21 protein-coding genes are annotated in these 17,043 nt (G+C 61.3%); 16 read left to right on the top strand and 5 right to left on the bottom strand.

Annotation, left to right across the window (positions count from 1 at the left end; all coding sequences use genetic code 11):
* Window positions 1-213: 213 nt before the first annotated feature.
* The 7 genes from IEX16_RS10465 to alkB all read left to right on the top strand — a co-directional run bounded on the left by IEX16_RS10465 (window position 214) and on the right by alkB (window position 4,103).
* Window positions 214-564, top strand: coding sequence for a hypothetical protein (locus tag IEX16_RS10465; protein ID WP_188708424.1), 351 nt, complete (start codon window positions 214-216; stop codon window positions 562-564).
* Window positions 551-781, top strand: coding sequence for a hypothetical protein (locus tag IEX16_RS10460; RefSeq protein ID WP_188708423.1), 231 nt, complete (start codon window positions 551-553; stop codon window positions 779-781). The genes IEX16_RS10465 and IEX16_RS10460 overlap by 14 nt, the downstream gene beginning before the upstream one ends.
* A gap of 41 nt (window positions 782-822) precedes the next feature.
* Entirely contained in the window at window positions 823-1,260 is a 438-nt protein-coding gene (gene trxC / locus IEX16_RS10455; protein WP_188708422.1) for a thioredoxin TrxC, read from the top strand.
* A 121-nt stretch (window positions 1,261-1,381) separates the two neighbouring features.
* Window positions 1,382-1,969 (top strand): hypothetical protein, encoded by a 588-nt coding sequence (locus IEX16_RS10450; protein WP_188708421.1) that lies wholly within the window; start codon window positions 1,382-1,384, stop codon window positions 1,967-1,969.
* Window positions 1,970-2,048: 79 nt separating this feature from the next.
* On the top strand, window positions 2,049-2,483 hold the full coding sequence (locus tag IEX16_RS10445; protein WP_188708420.1) for a hypothetical protein: 435 nt from the start codon (window positions 2,049-2,051) through the stop codon (window positions 2,481-2,483).
* Window positions 2,484-2,708: 225 nt separating this feature from the next.
* Window positions 2,709-3,425 carry a 2OG-Fe(II) oxygenase gene (locus IEX16_RS10440; RefSeq protein ID WP_188708507.1) on the top strand — a complete coding sequence of 239 codons (717 nt, stop codon included), beginning with the start codon at window positions 2,709-2,711 and terminating at the stop codon, window positions 3,423-3,425.
* Between the two features lie 24 nt (window positions 3,426-3,449).
* Window positions 3,450-4,103 (top strand): DNA oxidative demethylase AlkB, encoded by a 654-nt coding sequence (gene alkB, locus IEX16_RS10435; RefSeq protein ID WP_188708419.1) that lies wholly within the window; start codon window positions 3,450-3,452, stop codon window positions 4,101-4,103.
* Between the two features lie 85 nt (window positions 4,104-4,188).
* Here alkB and IEX16_RS10430 read toward each other — a convergent pair whose 3' ends face one another.
* On the bottom strand, window positions 4,189-4,986 hold the full coding sequence (locus IEX16_RS10430; RefSeq protein ID WP_188708418.1) for an extensin-like domain-containing protein: 798 nt from the start codon (window positions 4,984-4,986) through the stop codon (window positions 4,189-4,191).
* A 192-nt stretch (window positions 4,987-5,178) separates the two neighbouring features.
* Here IEX16_RS10430 and IEX16_RS10425 point away from each other — a divergent pair, with 192 nt between their 5' ends.
* The gene (locus tag IEX16_RS10425) at window positions 5,179-5,487 is read left to right on the top strand and encodes a hemagglutinin (protein ID WP_188708417.1); all 309 of its coding nucleotides are present in this window, start codon (window positions 5,179-5,181) and stop codon (window positions 5,485-5,487) included.
* Window positions 5,488-5,512: 25 nt separating this feature from the next.
* Here IEX16_RS10425 and IEX16_RS10420 read toward each other — a convergent pair whose 3' ends face one another.
* Window positions 5,513-6,178, bottom strand: a complete 666-nt coding sequence (locus tag IEX16_RS10420; RefSeq protein WP_188708416.1) for an HAD-IA family hydrolase — start codon at window positions 6,176-6,178, stop codon at window positions 5,513-5,515.
* Window positions 6,179-6,326: 148 nt separating this feature from the next.
* On the opposite strand from IEX16_RS10420, the gene IEX16_RS10415 reads away from it, so the two are divergent.
* Together IEX16_RS10415 and IEX16_RS10410 are read left to right on the top strand one after the other, a co-directional pair.
* Entirely contained in the window at window positions 6,327-6,878 is a 552-nt protein-coding gene (locus IEX16_RS10415) for an NADPH-dependent FMN reductase (protein WP_188708415.1), read from the top strand.
* Window positions 6,879-7,042: 164 nt separating this feature from the next.
* A complete protein-coding gene (locus tag IEX16_RS10410) occupies window positions 7,043-8,119 on the top strand; it encodes an APC family permease (protein ID WP_229676284.1) in 1,077 nt (358 codons plus the stop codon).
* 11 nt (window positions 8,120-8,130) lie between these two features.
* Here the strand turns inward: IEX16_RS10410 and IEX16_RS10405 are convergent, their stop codons facing one another.
* Window positions 8,131-8,781 carry an FMN-dependent NADH-azoreductase gene (locus tag IEX16_RS10405; protein ID WP_188708414.1) on the bottom strand — a complete coding sequence of 217 codons (651 nt, stop codon included), beginning with the start codon at window positions 8,779-8,781 and terminating at the stop codon, window positions 8,131-8,133.
* 148 nt (window positions 8,782-8,929) lie between these two features.
* On the opposite strand from IEX16_RS10405, the gene IEX16_RS10400 reads away from it, so the two are divergent.
* On the top strand, window positions 8,930-9,835 hold the full coding sequence (locus IEX16_RS10400) for a LysR substrate-binding domain-containing protein (RefSeq protein ID WP_188708413.1): 906 nt from the start codon (window positions 8,930-8,932) through the stop codon (window positions 9,833-9,835).
* Between the two features lie 68 nt (window positions 9,836-9,903).
* Here IEX16_RS10400 and IEX16_RS10395 read toward each other — a convergent pair whose 3' ends face one another.
* Together IEX16_RS10395 and IEX16_RS10390 are read right to left on the bottom strand one after the other, a co-directional pair.
* Complete coding sequence (locus tag IEX16_RS10395) at window positions 9,904-10,470, bottom strand: nucleotidyltransferase family protein (protein WP_188708412.1); 567 nt, start codon at window positions 10,468-10,470, stop codon at window positions 9,904-9,906.
* Between the two features lie 8 nt (window positions 10,471-10,478).
* The gene (locus IEX16_RS10390) at window positions 10,479-11,675 is read right to left on the bottom strand and encodes an amino acid aminotransferase (protein WP_188708411.1); all 1,197 of its coding nucleotides are present in this window, start codon (window positions 11,673-11,675) and stop codon (window positions 10,479-10,481) included.
* 173 nt (window positions 11,676-11,848) lie between these two features.
* On the opposite strand from IEX16_RS10390, the gene uvrB reads away from it, so the two are divergent.
* The 5 genes from uvrB to iscA all read left to right on the top strand — a co-directional run bounded on the left by uvrB (window position 11,849) and on the right by iscA (window position 16,952).
* The gene (gene uvrB, locus IEX16_RS10385) at window positions 11,849-13,957 is read left to right on the top strand and encodes an excinuclease ABC subunit UvrB (protein WP_308421332.1); all 2,109 of its coding nucleotides are present in this window, start codon (window positions 11,849-11,851) and stop codon (window positions 13,955-13,957) included.
* 297 nt (window positions 13,958-14,254) lie between these two features.
* On the top strand, window positions 14,255-14,791 hold the full coding sequence (gene iscR / locus IEX16_RS10380; RefSeq protein ID WP_188708410.1) for a Fe-S cluster assembly transcriptional regulator IscR: 537 nt from the start codon (window positions 14,255-14,257) through the stop codon (window positions 14,789-14,791).
* A gap of 89 nt (window positions 14,792-14,880) precedes the next feature.
* Window positions 14,881-16,098, top strand: a complete 1,218-nt coding sequence (locus IEX16_RS10375; protein WP_188708409.1) for an IscS subfamily cysteine desulfurase — start codon at window positions 14,881-14,883, stop codon at window positions 16,096-16,098.
* 121 nt (window positions 16,099-16,219) lie between these two features.
* Window positions 16,220-16,606, top strand: a complete 387-nt coding sequence (gene iscU / locus IEX16_RS10370; RefSeq protein ID WP_188708408.1) for a Fe-S cluster assembly scaffold IscU — start codon at window positions 16,220-16,222, stop codon at window positions 16,604-16,606.
* Window positions 16,607-16,628: 22 nt separating this feature from the next.
* Window positions 16,629-16,952 carry an iron-sulfur cluster assembly protein IscA gene (gene iscA / locus IEX16_RS10365; protein ID WP_188708407.1) on the top strand — a complete coding sequence of 108 codons (324 nt, stop codon included), beginning with the start codon at window positions 16,629-16,631 and terminating at the stop codon, window positions 16,950-16,952.
* Window positions 16,953-17,043 lie beyond the last annotated feature (91 nt).

Genomic DNA, 17,043 nt, shown 5'->3' with positions numbered 1-17,043 from the left:
GACTTGTGCGGGAAACTCTGAGCTTGTCCGCCGTGGCCAGCAGGAACCCTGAAATACTGAGAAAATCGTGCTCCAGAGCCTGTCCGTCGGTCCTGGTTCGCTATGAAAATAATAGTGAATGGCGTGGCCACCAGGCGCTGCCGGGCCACAGGCTGCGGGTAAAATGGCTGCTCTGACGCTTGTTTTTCGGCCCGGACCCCCCAGCTTTGATGCATGACCACCACCCACACCCCTTCCAGCGCCAACCTGACCGTGACCCACGTTCTCGCAGAGTTGCTTGAACGTCTGGAGCACAGCCAGCAACCGGTCGGTCCGGAGCAATACCTTTCTGTGGTGAACCACTTGGTCGAGGCCTTTGGCGACGTGACGCCAGGCATGGAGCTGGGGGCTTTGCTCGATACCCACCCGGCTGCGGCCGAGTTGTACGAAAATATCAATTACCAGTACGCGGGTTTATGCCGCTCTCCGCTGCAAACATCCCTCAGCGCCGAGCAGCAAGCCAGGCAAGTTATCGAGCGCGCCATGCGCTCATCCAATAAAGGAACCCCCTATGGCCAGAGCTGATGCCAAAACCACTGTCCTCGCCGACGGGCTGCGCTACAAATCCAAGGTGTCGGGTTCGCCGTTTGTTGCATCCGCTTCCTTCGGCGCAGCGACCATGTCCTGTTTCATGTGTGGCAAACACCGCCCGCGTTCACAAATGGGCACCCGCAAGGTGCTCGGCAAGTCGCACGCCGTTTGCGCGCCTTCGTGCAAGGCGCTGGACGAAGCCAGTAGCTGACACCGCGCTGAAACGCACGCCGGGCAAACACGAAAGCCACGATGGCTGACCCTCTGCACATCGTCTGCCCGCATTGCCACACCACCAACCGCGTCCGCCAGGACGACTTGGCAAAGGCGCCCGACTGCGGTAGCTGCCACAAGATGTTGTTCACGGGCCATCCGGTAACGCTGGGTGAGGGCGCGTTTGAACGCCATATCAGCCGCAGCCAGATCCCGGTGCTGGTCGATTTCTGGGCTCCCTGGTGTGGCCCCTGCCTGCAAATGGCGCCCGCCTACGCGCAGGCCACCGCCCAGCTTGAGCCCGGCTTTCGTGTCGCCAAGGTCGATACCGAAGCTTGGCCCGCGCTGGGCGCGCGTTTCAACATCCGCAGCATCCCGACCCTGGCCCTGTTTAACAACGGCCATGAGCTTGCGCGCCAGGCTGGCGCCATGGGTGCAGCCGACATCGTGCGCTGGGCCAAGTTTCACGCGCTCTGAGTCGGGGTATCTTTTGTTTTGCCGCGCAGCGTGATACGCGTCGTGCTGTCTGTCATGTGCTGGACATACGCCGTGCCTACGATTCACAGATTCTTACAGTCTGGGCCGTTTGCGCCGCACCATGCAGCTACACAGATCAGAAAAAGCCAAACTCGAGCTTGCCTCCAGGGCACGCGTGCTCAACGTGCGTGAGCGCGGAGCGCTTTTTCTTGCGGACGGCCTCAAAACGCGTGACCAAATGCAGGGCTTGCTGCAAGACGACGGTCGCATCCTGCAAAAGTTGATCGTCGACGGTTACCTGATCGTGCTGGGAGCGGAAAGCGCTGGTATGACGCCTGTTAAAAAACCGGCACTGGCGCGGCAGGCCTCTTATGCACCGCCATTGCCAAGCCCTTCCTTGCCCGTGGCTGCAGCTATTCCTGCACCTGCACCTGCACCTGCACCTGGCCCCCAGGGTGACAACTTTGAAGGCAAGCGTTCGCTGGCGACCACACGCATGTTTCTGTTTGACATTTGCGAGCGGATGTTCGTCAGAAAGATGCCGGAGCTGGCCAAGCATTACCGCGACCAGTTGCGCGAGGCGCGTGACCGCGAGTCCATGATGGCGATTGCCCGCGACATCATTCTCAATGTCGAGGAAGTCGCGGGTCCCGAGCGAGCCGATGGCCTGAGCGAGCGTATTGCGATGCTGTTGCCGCCCGAGCACTGAAAAAATTCAGTCGCCGGCTCTGGCGACATCATGGTGTCATGCCGCACCTTCAAGATCAGGCTTCTTAAAGCCTAGACTCATGATTCGTACCCAAACTATTTCCACCAATCAAGCCTCCATCGTTGCTGTCGCGGCGCTGGATGATCTGGTCATTGATCTTGTGAAGGCGAGCCACCTGCGCATGTCGCCTGCGTTTCTGGATTGGGTGGCCGATGAAGCCACGCCCCTGGTCGAGCGTTGCGTGGCGCGCGCATTCAACAGTCCACGGTTTGCCAACAGCTTGCACATGGGGGACCCGCGGATCGCGCTGGCGCGCTGGGTTCGCCATTGGGTGGGGCCATGGATCGTGGCCAACTTTGACGACCTTGCCGCATACTTGCCGGAGTTTGCCAACAGCCGCCCCTCGAGCTTGCCAGCGGCGAGCCCTGAACTGCCTGTGCGGGGGCAAGCCCCCGTCTGGCGCCGGCCCCGCGCGTGGCCACACGAAGGTGCAGTCGTCGCCAGTCCGGTTTAGGCGCCTCGGGTTCAACGGCCTTGCGGTTCTTTCGCTATCAATAAAATAGCTACTTGCGCCTGCTGCATATGGGCTAGAGCCCGATTTGCTGCATAAATCCGGCCACAGCCAGGGTCCTGGCTTGATCACGGCCTGAGTGCGTGACTCGGCGGCGAGATGTCCGTTTTCGGCGAGTCTGGCCATGGCAAGCCGCCTAAGCTGGCGCTCCACAACTCCTGGGCCACCATGACACCGACCGCGATTTCAATCTCATCAGCCGCCCGAGACTGGGCTTTGCTCACTGACGAGCTGCAATTGCATGGCCGTGCCGTGCTGCCGCAGTTGCTCAGTCCGGACGCGTGTTTGGCCATCAGCCGCCTTTACCCGCAGGCCGACAATTTTCGCAGCCGCGTCGTGATGGCGCGCCATGGCTTTGGCCGGGGCGAATACCAGTACTTCAACTACCCGCTGCCGGCGTTGGTGCAGCAGTTGCGCAGCGCGCTGTACCCACTGCTGGTCGATGTGGCCAACCGCTGGAACGAAGCCATGGGCGTTGCCGTGCGTTACCCACTGGAGTACGCGGTTTTCCTGGCGCGTTGTCATGCGGCGGGGCAAACGCGGCCGACACCGCTGCTGCTGCAATATGCCGGGGGCGACTACAACTGCCTGCATCAGGACTTGTATGGTGAGCATGTGTTCCCGCTGCAGGTCACGATTGTGCTGTCGCGGCCAGGGGAAGACTTCAGCGGCGGCGAATTTGTGCTAACCGAACAGCGCCCGCGCATGCAGTCGCGCGCCACGGTGGTGCCGCTGGCGCAGGGCGATGCGGTGGTGTTTGCCGTGCAGCACCGGCCGGTGGCCGGCAGTCGGGGCTTTTACCGCGTCAACATGCGCCACGGCGTGAGCGAAGTGCGCGCCGGCCAGCGTCACACCCTGGGCATTATTTTTCATGACGCGCAATAAGCCCCGGCCGGGGACAATGGTTGCGTGACGACAGACCTGTTTGAAGACATCAATACATCCGAGCCAGCGCAGCAGACGCTGGCGCCCGGCGCCGCGCTGCTGCGCGGCTTTGCGCGCGAGGCGGGGGCTGAGCTGCTGGCAGCGCTGGACGGGGTGCTGGCCGCCGCGCCATTGCGCCACCTGGTCACGCCGGGTGGCCACACCATGTCGGTGGCCACGAGCAACTGCGGCCCGCTGGGCTGGGTCTCCGACAGGCGCGGCTACCGCTATACCAGGGAGGATCCGCTCGCAGGCCAGCCCTGGCCCCCCATGCCGGGAAGCTGGCGTGAGCTTGCCGCCCGCGCGGCCGCAGAGGTCGGCTTCGACGGGTTCGTGCCCGATGCCTGTCTGATCAACCAGTACCTGCCGGGCAGCAAACTGTCGCTGCACCAGGACAAGGATGAAAACGATTTTTCAGCGCCCATCGTGTCGGTGTCGCTGGGCCTGCCGGCCGTCTTCTTGTTCGGCACGCCGGAGCGAAGTGACAGGCCGCAGCGGTACCGGCTGCAGCACGGCGATGTGGTGGTCTGGGGCGGGCCGGCGCGGCTGGCTTTTCACGGGGTGGCCGCGCTGGCCGACGGCCACCACGTATTGCTGGGCCGGCGACGCATCAACCTGACCTTCCGCTGTGCGGCCTGATATTTTCGAACCAAATCCGCCCCTCAGCCCATACTGGACGGGTGCAACCAGCTATCAAAAAAGGAGCTAAATCCGCGCAAGAGGCTCATCGGCACATGCCGTAACCGCCGGTTTCCAGATGAAAGTGGTCGCGGTGGGCAGCGTTGTAGTCCGGCCCCAGTACTCCGTTGAAGTAGCGGCAGGCGCTGCGATGGGCTTCCTTGAGAAACAGCGCGTCCGATCCGGCCACGGTGGCGGCATCATCGGTTTGCCATTGACGCAGAACGGCTATGTATTTGCCATTGGTCAGCGTGAAGCCCGCGATGTCCAGCGCATCGGCGGTGGCATGCTGGCTGCGGTTGCCGGGCGGTGCATTCGGGGCCGCACCATCGCCGCGGTTGACATTGCGGCAGGCGTAGCTGCCCAGGTGGCTGATGGCCGCTATGCGCTGGCCGGTATGCAGCACGGCCGCTGACTGCAGCGCGTGGCGTTCCCACATGGCCAACGACAAGGCCATCGGGCAACTGAGCGACACTGGCGCGCCTATGCGCACACCGGCCTCACGCAACAAAACAGCGTTCTCAAAGCCGCAGCCCGGTCCGGTGACACGGTCCGGCAAGGGGCTGTAGCGCATCCCGGTCTGCGCCAGCGCGGCCAGGCAGCGGGCGGGATCGCCGCGCGCCCGCGCCAGCTTTGTGGCCGTGAGAAAGTTGGGCGGCGCCGCGACATCCAGCGCAGCCCAGGGGTTGAAGCGTTCGGGGATGATGAGCGCGCCGCTGTAGACCGCGTAGCCGCCGGCCACGGCCGCGCCCCACAGCAGCGCAAAAATCCAGCGGCCCCAGCGCGGGCTGCGTGTGCTTGTTGGCTGGTTTGCTGTGGCGTGCGGACGTGGAGCGGGGGACATGCCCTGTTTGTAGCCCTGTAACAGCACTGTGTCTGCCAGCCGAAACCGCATGAGCTTGAAGGGCCGGGTGCGGCGCTGCCGGACATCGTGGACCTGGCAGACTCCCTAAAAATGTTCTGGGCCCAGCACCAGCGGAGGGTCCGCCGTGTAAGCCGTATCGCTGGTGCTGCACGAAACGGCTAAATTCAGGCCATGGCAGATTTACGTTTGGCGTACGAGCGCGCGGTGGCAGAACTCGGTGTGCAGGTATCGGGCATGCTTGGCGCCGGCGTGGCGCAGGAGCAGGTCGCGCGTTGGGCGGCAGGCGAGCGCGACCGGCTCAAGCAGGTTTACCGCGACATGACGCCCCCGGCAGCATTGGCCGTCATCGAGGCCAGGAGCCTGGCGGAGTATGGAAACACGACCGGGCCGTCGGTGGAGCAGCTCAGGGCCGATGGCAAATCCTGGGCGGAGATTGCCGCGTCGGCCGGTCGTCCGGGCAAGCAGCCCGACGGCCTTTGATGCAGCACTTCGGGCAGGGCGATGGCTAGGGTGATGCCGTTGGCAGCGGAAGCATGCAGCCGAGCGCCGCCAGCGCCACACGTACATCGGCCGGGCTGCGCACAAACACGGCTTGCAGTCCTGCAGCACGCGCGCCGGTCACGTTGTCGACCAGGTCATCAAAAAACAGAATCGCGCCGGGAGGGGTGTTGATCTCACGGGCGATGTGTTCAAAGGCCCGCCGCTCGGGCTTGCGAAAACCGATGTCGGACGACACAAAAATCCGGTCAAAGGCCTGCACCACTGCCGGGTACATACGCGACCAGGCCGCCTGGTGCACGGCGTTGGAGTTGCTGAATGCATAACAGGGCAGGGAGGTACGTGCGGCATTTACCAGCGCGAGGGTTTCGGTGATCTGTCCGGTGAAGATGGCGTTCCAGCCCTGGGCAATACCTTCGGGATCGTCCCGCAGCTGAAGTTTATTGATCAGGTGTGCGAAGTACTCGGTGGCGCCGATCTCGCCGCGTTCGTGTTTTTCATAGGCGTCGTCGAAGCGAAAGGCGGCCCGGATGCCTTCCAGCGGCAGCGCCGAGAGGCATCGCCAGTGTTCGAAGGCGCGCCCGAAGTCAATGTCGATCAGTACACCGCCCAGGTCGAACAGCAGGGCCTTTACCGCGGGTACCTGTTCCGGGTGTGTGAGTTCCTGATTCATGGAAAGCCTTTGTAAGCGCCGGGAAATGGCGGGAAAAGAAGGGAATAAATACTACATCGGATGCGGCAGACTGGTGAGGGACAAAGGGGGCCGGCTGCTTTGCATAATGAGCCTGTCGTTTTTAGATTTTTCCCATTCAGGAGAACCCATGACCCAATACACCATCGCCGTTGTCGTCGGCAGCATTCGCAAGGATTCCTTCAACCGCAAACTCGCCAAGGCGCTTGAAAAGCTGTTCCCGACGGAGTTCAGCTTTACCCAGGTACGCATTGACGACCTGCCGCTGTACAACCAGGAAGACGACGCCAGCCCGGCGGCCTCAGTGACGCGCCTGAAAGGCGAGATCACAGCTGCGCAGGGCGTGCTGTTTTTCACGCCAGAGTACAACCGATCCATCCCCGGCGTGCTGAAAAACGCCATCGATCACGCGTCGCGCCCCTATGGCGAAAGTGTCTGGAACGGCAAGCCTGCCGCTGTGATCGGCGCCTCGGTCGGCCCCGTTGGTACCGCACTGGCGCAGCAGCACCTGCGAAACATCCTGGCCTACCTGAACATGCCGACTCTGGGCCAGCCAGAGGCCTTCATTCACAACAAGGAAGGCCTGTACGACGAGGCCGGCAACATTGGCGAAGCCAGCAAAAAATTCCTGCAGTCCTGGGTCGACGCCTACGTGGCCTGGGTAAAACAAAACCAGGCCTGACCATGGCCGGCGCCGACAACACCCCATCGTAAGCCGGCACAGCGGCCGAACCTTCACTGCACCGCGTGATGGGGCCCCTGGCTGTTGCTGCTGTTCATCGTCGCGACATCCTGGGCACTGGCATTTACGCCCTCACCGGTTAGGTCGCCAAACAGGTGGGCGGCGTGGTCTGGCTACCGTTTCTGCTGGCGTTTGCGGTGGCGCTGGTCACTGCCTTCAGCTATCCGGAGCTGGTGACCATGTACCTACGCCCGGCCGGCGCAGCACTGTATGCGCACGAGGTTTTCGGCGTGCATTTCATCACTTTCCTCGTCGCGTTCACGGTAATGTGTTCGGCCATCACCTCGGCGTCCACCGCATCGCGTGCCTTTGCGGCCAAGCTGTCGGGTGCCTTCGGGCTGGACCTGGGCGCAGGCTTTGGCGTCACGGCCGTGGGCCTGGTCTTCATGGCAATGGTGGCGGCGGTGACCCTGCGCGGTGTTGGGGAAAGTGTCAAGGCCAATGTGCTGCTGCCCCGTGTCGAGTTGACCGGTTTGCTGATCATCATCTGTATCGGTTTCTGGGCCATAGGCACGGGGCAAGGTGATGTCGGCCGGGTGATGGAGTTCAAGACGACGATGGACGGCGGCAGCGCTTTCTGGTCGGTGATTGCCGGCACCTCGCTGGTGCCGCCCGAGAAACTGGCCGAAGGCGAAACCCCGCTGCTGCAGGTGGTGCAGGCCGGCGCGCCGGGCTTTCCAGTCGAGCTGTTTGGCTTCATCACCATGTTTGCGGCGGCCAACAGCGCGCTGATGAAAATGCTGATGGCCAGACGTCTGGTCTACGGCATGAGCCACGAAGGTGTGTTTCCGCCGCTGCTGGGCAAGGTGCATGCAGCGCGCCGCACACCTTATGTCGCGATCGGCTTCACGACCTTGCTGGCCTTTGGCCTGATCACTTTTGTCGGCGAGATACCGGCCCTGGGTGGCACCACCGCGCTGCTGCTGCTGGCCGTGTTCACAGTGGTCAACATCGCGGTGCTGGTGCTGCGAAGGGAAAAAGTCGACCACAGGCACTTTCGCACATCCGTGGTGTTGCCAGTGGTTGCGGCCCTGTGCTGCGTCCTCCTGCTTGGCCCCTGGACCGGCCGCGACCCGGTGCAGTACACCATTGCCGCTGCCTTGCTGAGCATAGGCGTGCTGCTTTGGGGCGCGACGGTGTTGTTCCAGCGCGCGGCGCGACGCAAGGCCGCGGGCGCGTAGAACCCAACGCCTTATGCGGCCAGCGCGGCTTCAGGCTGGTTGGCAGCCGGCGTGGCAACGGCTTTAATCTCCAGCTCGGCAGCGGCCAGCGCACTTGTTTTGGCAGCCTCACCCATGGCCAGGCCTTCGGCGCGAACAAAACGCAGGTCGGTGATGCCGAAGAAACCGAACACCACCTTGAGGTAACTTTCCTGGTGTTCGGTGGCATTGCCGGCCTCGCTGGTCGAATACATCCCGCCGCGCGAAGACGCCACGATCACGGTCTTGCCGCCGGCCAGGCCGACCGGTCCCTTGTCGGTGTACGAGAAGGTGCGGCCGACTTGCGCCACGCGGTCGATCCAGGCCTTGAGCTGGCTCGGAATGCTGAAGTTGTACAGCGGCGCACCGACCACGATCACATCGGCGGCCAGAAACTGTGTGACCAGCGCTTCAGACACGGCGTTTTCACGCTGCTGCACCTCGCTGAGCGCGCTGCCGGCGGGCAGGCGAAATCCCAGGGAGTTGGCCGACAGGTGGCTGGGCGCGTCTGCGGCCAGGTCCAGGTAGCTGACCTCGGTTGCGGGATGGCTGGCGCGCCAGGAGGCCACGATCTGGGCCGTGAGCTGGCGCGAGACCGAGTTGCCGCCGAGGATGCTGGAATCGATGTGAAGAAGCTTGCTCATGATTTGATTCCTTGAAACAGTCGTTCGGGTTGTTGGTCGAGTTCACTCTGATCTCAACCGTGGATAGATTGTGTTGGTGAGTCGATTGGTTGATAAGTCGGAAAAATCGCGATACATTGTTCTATCAACAGGACAATAGAGACGAATCATGCAGGATTTGAATGACATGTTGTATTTCGCCGAAGTGGTGGAGCGGGGCGGTTTTGCCGCCGCCGGTCGCGCCCTGGGCCTGCCCAAATCACGGCTGTCGCGGCGCGTGGCCGAGCTTGAGGCTCGCCTGGGCGCGCGGCTGCTGCAACGCACCACCCGCAAGTTGTCGCTGACCGAGGTCGGTGAGATTTACCTGCGCCACTGCAGCGCGATGCGCGACGAGGCCCAGGCTGCCGACGAGGCGGTGGCGCAACTGCAGGTCGAGCCGCGCGGCACCCTGCGCATCAGTTGCCCGGTCACGCTGGCGCAAAGCACGCTGGGTTACCTGGTGCCGCGTTTCATGGCGCTGTACCCGCAGGTCAAGGTCGACATGCGGGTCACCAACCGGATTGTGGATCTGGTGGAAGAAGGCATGGACATCGCGCTGCGTGTACGCCCCACGCTTGAGGACAGCGGCAGCCTTATCATCAAGAATCTCGGCCCCAGCGCCGGCCGTTTGCTCGCCAGCCCGGACCTGTTGCGCCGCCAGGGCGTGCCTGACAAGCCGGAAGACCTCTACCTGCTCGACACGGTTGCCATGTCCTGGACCGACGGTCGCTCCTCCTGGACGCTGCTGGGCCCCGACGGCAGGGAGTTTGTGCTGCAGCACCAGCCGCGTTATGTCGCGGACGATTTGCAGACCCTGAAGCTGGCGGTACTGGCCGGCACCGGTATGAGTTTTTTGCCGGAGTCGATGAGTGCGGCCGAGCAGCAGGCGCAATTGCTGGTGCCGGTGCTGCCGGGCTGGGCCTTGCGCGCCGGGGTGGCGCATGCCGTGTTTACATCGCGTCGCGGCCAGGTGCCGGCGGTGCGCAGTTTTCTGGATTTTCTGGGTGAGCACATGTGCGGCGAGACACTGGTCTAGCCAAGATTTGCTCCTGATTTAATAGCTGCTTGAGCTTTCTGGCTATGGGCTCAGACCACTTTAGATGCTTATTCCCGAAGCTGTAACCACGGCCAGCGCGCCTGGTAGTCGCGGGCTTTCTGGCTGTACAAGGCGCCGTGGTCGACACGGGGATTGCAGCGCAGGGTGCCCTGGTACAGGTCAGCCAGGCCATAAGGCGCGTATACGCTTGTCTGTCCCTGTGTTTGTTGCATACCGACGCTGGTGCTGCCTACCAGAAACCGGTCCACGCCTCCACAGGCACTTTGCAGCGGCGGGCAGGGCCGGCCGAAGTACGCCGGGTACCAGGTGTGGACCCGCGCCTGGTTTTTGACTTCGAGCTGCACGCCCAGATCACCGAAGATTTGTAGTGCGCGCAGATTCGCGGCGGTTTCCGCGGCTTCGGACAGGTCGTCGACATCAAAGTAGAAGATGTCGTAGTCGCGGATACCGGCCTCCGGCGGCTGGCCGCCCAGCAGGTTCCACACGGTCTGAAACAGGCAGCCGCCGACCAGCCAGGTGTCCGGCAAGTTCAGTTCAGGCAGGCGTTTCAGCAAGACCTGGTTGCAGCGGTTGCGCAGGGCGTCCTGCACAAAACGCTGCGCCACATCGACCATGGGCCGGGTTACAGAACCTTGGCGATGGACGCGCAGACGTGGTTGATGTTCTGGCTGTTCAGCGCAGCGACACACATGCGGCCGGTGTCGGTGCCATAGACGCCGAATTCATTGCGCAGGCGCACCATCTGGTCCTTGCTCAGGCCCGAGTAGCTAAACATGCCGATCTGGGTCGTGATGAAACTCATGTCTTCCTTGACGCCGGCGGCTTTCAGGCCGTCCACCAGCTTCTGGCGCATGGCCTTGATGCGCACACGCATTTCGGCCAGCTCTTTTTCCCAGAGCGCGCGCAGCTCGGGGTTGTTGAGCACGTTGGCGACCACGGTGGCGCCGTGAATCTGCGGGTTGCTGTAGTTGGTGCGGATCACGACCTTCATCTGCGACAACACACGCTCGGCTTCTTCCTTGCTTTCGCACAGCACCGACAGGGCGCCGACACGTTCGCCGTAAAGGCTGAAGCTTTTGGAAAACGAGGTCGAGACAAAGAAATTGAGGCCGGCAGCGACAAACTTGCCGATCACTGCGCCGTCTTCCACAATGCCGTGGCCAAAGCCTTGGTAGGCCATGTCCAGGAAGGCAGTGAGTTTGCGGGCCTTGACGGCAGCGATCACCTGGTCCCACTGAGTGCTGGTGATGTCGTAACCGGTTGGGTTGTGGCAGCAGGCGTGTAACACGACGATGGTGCCTTCTGCCGCAGTATTGAGCGCGGCCAGCATGCCGTCGAAATTGACACCGCGTTTGGCTGCGTCGTAATACGGGTAACTTTCGACCGTGAAGCCCGCTTGGGCGAACAAGGCGCGGTGGTTTTCCCAGCTCGGGTCGCTGATCAGAACTTTGGCGTTGGGGCTGAGCTTCTTCAGGAAGTCGGCGCCAATCTTCAGACCGCCGGTGCCGCCTATACCCTGAGCTGTGGCGACTCGGCCGCTTTTGACCGGTTCGCTGTCCGCGCCGAACACCAGTGTTTTGACGGCTGCGTCATAGGCAGCGACGCCGTCCATAGGCAGATAACCGCGCGGCTTGGGCGCTTCCATCATGGCTTTTTCGGCAATCTGCACACATTGCAGCAACGGCAGCTTGCCCTTGTCGTCGTAATACACGCCCACGCCGAGGTTGACCTTGGCCGGGTTGGTGTCGGCATTGAATTGCTCGTTCAGGCCCAATATAGGGTCACGGGGGGCCATTTCGACGGCGGAGAAAAGCGACATGAAAATCCTCTGGAAGAGTGGTTTGTGTTTTTAAACGATCCGGCATGCCATCTGGTTTACCGGGTGTTACGCAGACAGTCGGAAGATCGTCGGCCTCAAGATTCCGCGCGCCTGCCAAATGTCGTATTCTGTTTGGCTGCCCCAGATTTTAGCGGGCCAGAATTGGGGGTTTTATGCCAGAAGTGATTGAAGTCATGTCAGAGTCGAGTACGGCCTCCGTTGAAGGCGAGTTTGTGCGCTTTCCGGACTCGCCATTTGAGTTGTTCATGCCGTATCCGCCGGCCGGTGATCAGCCGGTGGCGATCGAGCAACTGGTCGAAGGCATCCACGATGGCGAGGTGTTCCAGACCCTGCTGGGCGTCACGGGTTCGGGCAAAACCTTTACCATGGCCAATGTGATTGCCCGTCTGGGCCGACCGGCCATCGTTTTTGCCCCCAACAAGACACTGGCAGCGCAGCTCTACAGTGAGTTTCGCGAGTTTTTTCCGAAGAACGCGGTCGAGTATTTCGTCAGTTATTACGACTACTACCAGCCCGAGGCCTACGTGCCGCAACGCGACCTGTTCATTGAGAAAGATTCGGCGATCAACGAACACATTGAACAGATGCGGCTGTCGGCGACCAAAAGCGTGCTGGAGCGGCGCGACACCATTATCGTCGCGACGGTCAGCGCGATTTACGGCATTGGTGCGCCGGAGGACTATACGCAGATGCGTTTCATCGCGCGCACCGGTGACAAGATGAACCAGCGCGACGTGATTTCGCGCCTGATCCGCATGCAGTACGCGCGCAACGACCAAGACTTCTCGCGCGGCACTTTCCGTGTGCGGGGCGATGTGATAGACGTGTTTCCCGCCGAACATTCCGAGTTGGCAATTCGCATCGAGCTGTTCGACGACGAGATCGAGACACTCTCGCTGTTCGACCCGCTGACCGGTCGCATCCGCCAAAAGGTGCCGCGTTTTGTGGTTTACCCTAAAAGCCATTACGTTACACCGCGCGACAAGGTCATGGCCGCGGTCGAAACCATCAAGCTGGAGCTGTCCGAGCGCGTCAAACAGTTTATCGGCGACGGCAAGCTAATCGAAGCCCAGCGTATCGAGCAGCGCACGCGCTTCGATCTGGAAATGCTCAGTGAAATTGGCCATTGCAAGGGCATCGAAAACTACACCCGCCACCTGAGTGGAGCGCCGCCCGGCTCGCCGCCGTCTACTTTGTGCGACTACCTGCCCAAGGACGCGATCATGTTTCTCGACGAGAGCCACGTGATGATCGGTCAGCTCAACGCCATGTACAACGGCGACCGCTCGCGCAAAACCACGCTGGTCGAATACGGATTTCGCCTGCCGAGCGCGCTGGACAACCGGCCGTTGAAGTTCGAGGAGTTTGAAGCCAAGATGCGCCAGGCGATTTTTGTGTCGGCGACACCCGCTGCTTACGAGCAGCAGCATGCCGGCAAGGTGGTCGAGCAGGTGGTGCGGCCCACCGGGCTGGTTGATCCCGAGGTTGAAGTGCGACCCGCCACCCACCAGGTGGACGATGTGCTGCAGGAGATCCGCATTCGGGTCGACAAGAACGAACGCGTGCTGATCACCACCCTGACCAAACGCATGGCCGAGCAGTTGACCGACTACCTGACCGACAACGGCGTCAAAGTGCGTTACCTGCACAGTGACGTGGACACAGTGGAACGCGTGGAGATCCTGCGCGATTTGCGCTTGGGCGCCTTCGACGTGCTGGTGGGCATCAATTTGCTGCGCGAAGGCCTGGACATTCCCGAGGTCAGCCTAGTGGCCATCCTCGATGCCGACAAGGAAGGTTTTCTGCGCGCTGAGCGGAGCCTGATCCAGACCATAGGCCGGGCCGCCCGCAACCTGAACGGCAGGGCGATCCTGTATGCCGACCGCATCACTGATTCGATGAAAAAGGCAATGGACGAGACCGAGCGCCGCCGCAACAAGCAGATCGCCTTCAATCTCGAACACGGCATCACGCCGCGCAGCATCGTCAAGCGCATCAAAGACCTGATCGACGGCGTCTACAGCGAAAAATCCGGCAAGGAAGCGGAAAAGCTGGAGATGCAAAAAGCGCTGGTCGAGGACATGAGCGAGAAAGACATCGCCCGCGAGATCAAGCGGCTGGAAAAACTGATGATCGAACACGCCAAAAACCTGGAATTCGAAAAAGCAGCGAAAGTCCGCGACCAGTTGCATGTTCTGAAAGCGCAGGCCTTCGGCGCGCCGGGAGCCGACAACATTCCACCCCTACCAGCCGCCGCTTAGGGCTTGCCGCAATAACCTTTCCCGGTTCTCGGGAACTGCCGGGCTGCGCCGTACTCCAAAAAAAGGGACAGATGACGTGTCGGGTGGTTTTGCCGGTCCACAGAGGGACCGATGGCCTCTCTTTGGGGCGTCTCTGTGGTATACTTGACGAAATTAGTCAACAACAAACAAAACAACAAAGTCCCGAGCTGAAAAGGCCAATTGGCCGGGGTGGGTGGAGAAAAGTTCCTTGCAAGGTCACAAGCCTTGCAAGGTGAGCCAAACGACAGTCAAGCCAACTTTTTAAGGAGCTTGAAAATGCGCCTCACGACCAAAGGCCGCTTTGCGGTCACTGCAATGATTGACTTGGCCCTGCGCCAGAACAACGGTCCCGTTACCCTGGCTGCGATCAGTCAGCGCCAGCAGATTTCGCTGTCTTACCTCGAGCAACTGTTCGGCAAGTTGCGCCGCCATGAGCTGGTGGAATCCACCCGTGGCCCTGGCGGCGGTTATACGCTGGGCCGCAAGGCTGCCGAGATCACCGTGGCTGACATCATCGTCTCGGTGGACGAGCCCATTGATTCCACCCAGTGTGGCGGCAAGGAAAACTGTCTCGGTGAAGGCGGCCGCTGCATGACGCACGAGTTGTGGGCTTCGCTGAACAGTCGCATGGTGGAGTTTCTTGACTCCGTGTCCCTGCAAAAGCTGGTGGACGAACAATTGGCCAAAGGTGTGGTGGTGGAGAACACCCCGATGGTGAAGAAAGCCATCTTCACCTCGCCGGTAGCCAAGCCGATGCGGGTCAATGCACCCAATTCGGTGTTTGCACTCGGCAACGCGTTCTCGAAGTCCTGATCCCGGCCGGTCGCTGCCGGTCATACCGGCGGCAGACTGCCGTCTTTTTTTGATGCTGCACGCCAGCAATGAGATAAAAAGCTAGCCACATGGAAACCCCTCACTTTCCCATTTACATGGATTACAGCGCCACGAACCCGTGTGACCCACGGGTGGTCGACGCCATGATCCCTTGGTTGCGCGAGCATTTTGGCAACCCGGCCTCGCGCAGCCACGCTTGGGGTTGGGAGGCAGAAGCCGCTGTTGAAAAAGCGCGAGAGCAGGTGGCCGATTTAATTGGCGCCGACCCGCGCGAGATTGTCTGGACCAGTGGTGCGACCGAGTCCAACAACCTGGCGATCAAGGGCGCGGCGCAGTTCTACAAGACGCGCGGCAAACATCTGATCACGGTCAAGACCGAGCATAAAGCGGTGCTGGATACCTGCCGCGAGCTTGAGCGCCAGGGTTTTGAAGTGACTTACCTCGACGTGCAGGCCGACGGCTTGCTGGACATCGAAGTTCTGAAGGCTGCTATTCGCCCTGACACGATTCTTGTGAGCGTGATGTACGTCAACAACGAGATCGGCGTCATTCAGGACATTGCGGCCATCGGCGCTTTGTGCCGCGAAAAGGGCGTGATTTTCCATGTGGATGCAGCTCAGGCGACCGGGCGTGTGGACATCGATCTGGCAAACCTGCCGGTGGACCTGATGAGCCTGACCTCGCACAAGACCTACGGCCCGAAAGGCATAGGCGCGCTGTACGTGCGCCGCAAGCCGCGAGTGCGCCTGGAGGCGCAAATGCATGGTGGCGGCCACGAGCGTGGCATGCGGTCCGGCACCTTGCCGACACACCAGATCGTCGGCATGGGCGAGGCTTACCGCATCGCCAAGGCCGAGATGCACGAGGAAAACAAACGTATTCGTGCCCTGCACGAGCGCATGCTGGCCGGCCTGAAAGACGTGGAAGAGGTTTTCCTTAATGGCCACGCCGACAAACGCGTGCCTCACAACCTCAACATGAGTTTCAATTTTGTGGAAGGCGAGTCGCTGATCATGGGCATCAAGGGCCTGGCAGTGTCCAGCGGGTCAGCCTGTACATCGGCTAGTCTGGAACCCAGTTATGTTCTGCGCGCTCTGGGCCGCAGCGATGAGCTCGCGCACAGCAGCCTGCGCATGACGATCGGCCGCTGGAGCACCGAGGAAGAAATCGATTACGCGGTGGCGACGATCAAGGAAAACGTGGCCAAGCTGCGTGATCTGTCGCCGCTGTGGGAAATGTTCAAGGAAGGCGTGGATCTGTCCACCATCCAGTGGGCTGCTCACTGAATTGGAACACCCCCGAAGCAGCTTGCGCTGCCTCCCCTCAAGGGGGCGACAGCTGTGGCCCGGCAAAGCCGGTTCCACGCTGTCACTGGAAAAGAAGCGAATTTGACGAAAGGAATTGATCATGGCTTATTCTGAAAAAGTGGTGGACCACTATGAAAACCCCCGCAACGTGGGTTCGTTTGAAAAAGGCGACGACACGGTAGGTACCGGCATGGTGGGTGCCCCAGCTTGCGGCGACGTGATGAAGCTGCAGATCAAGGTTAATCCGCTGACGGGTGTGATTGAAGATGCGCGCTTCAAGACTTACGGCTGCGGCTCGGCGATTGCGTCGAGTTCGTTGGTGACCGAATGGGTCAAGGGCAAGACCCTGGACGAAGCGGCAAGCATCAAGAACAGTGCGATTGCCGAAGAGCTTGCCCTGCCACCGGTGAAAATTCATTGCTCCATCCTGGCCGAAGACGCGATCAAGGCTGCCGTCAACGACTACAAGCTCAAGCACGCTCACTAACTTTTCAATCGATCTGCGAACCATGTCCGTTACCCTCACCGACGCCGCAGCACGTCACGTCACCCGCTACATGACCAAGCGCGGCAAAGGCGTTGGCGTGCGTCTGGGCGTGAGAACCACCGGCTGCTCCGGTCTGGCCTACAAGATCGAATATGCCGATGAAATCGCGCCCGAAGACGTGGTGTTCGAGGACAACGGCGTGAAGGTGCTGGTCGACCCCAAAAGCATGGCCTACATCGACGGCACCCAGCTCGACTTTGTGCGCGAAGGTCTGAACGAGGGCTTCAAGTTCATAAATCCGAATGAGCGCGACCGCTGTGGATGCGGCGAATCTTTTCGGGTGTGATTTTTGTGTGTAAAGCTACTGCGCGGCCGCCATGCGTCGTTGCGCGGTGCTCGCAATCCTCACGTACCTGAGTACGTTCCGGTTGCTGCGC

The sequence above is a fragment of the Polaromonas eurypsychrophila genome, assembly GCF_014641715.1.
GTDB classification, from domain to species: Bacteria; Pseudomonadota; Gammaproteobacteria; order Burkholderiales; family Burkholderiaceae_C; genus Polaromonas; species Polaromonas eurypsychrophila.
This window is presented reverse-complemented; position numbering and strand designations above follow the sequence as displayed.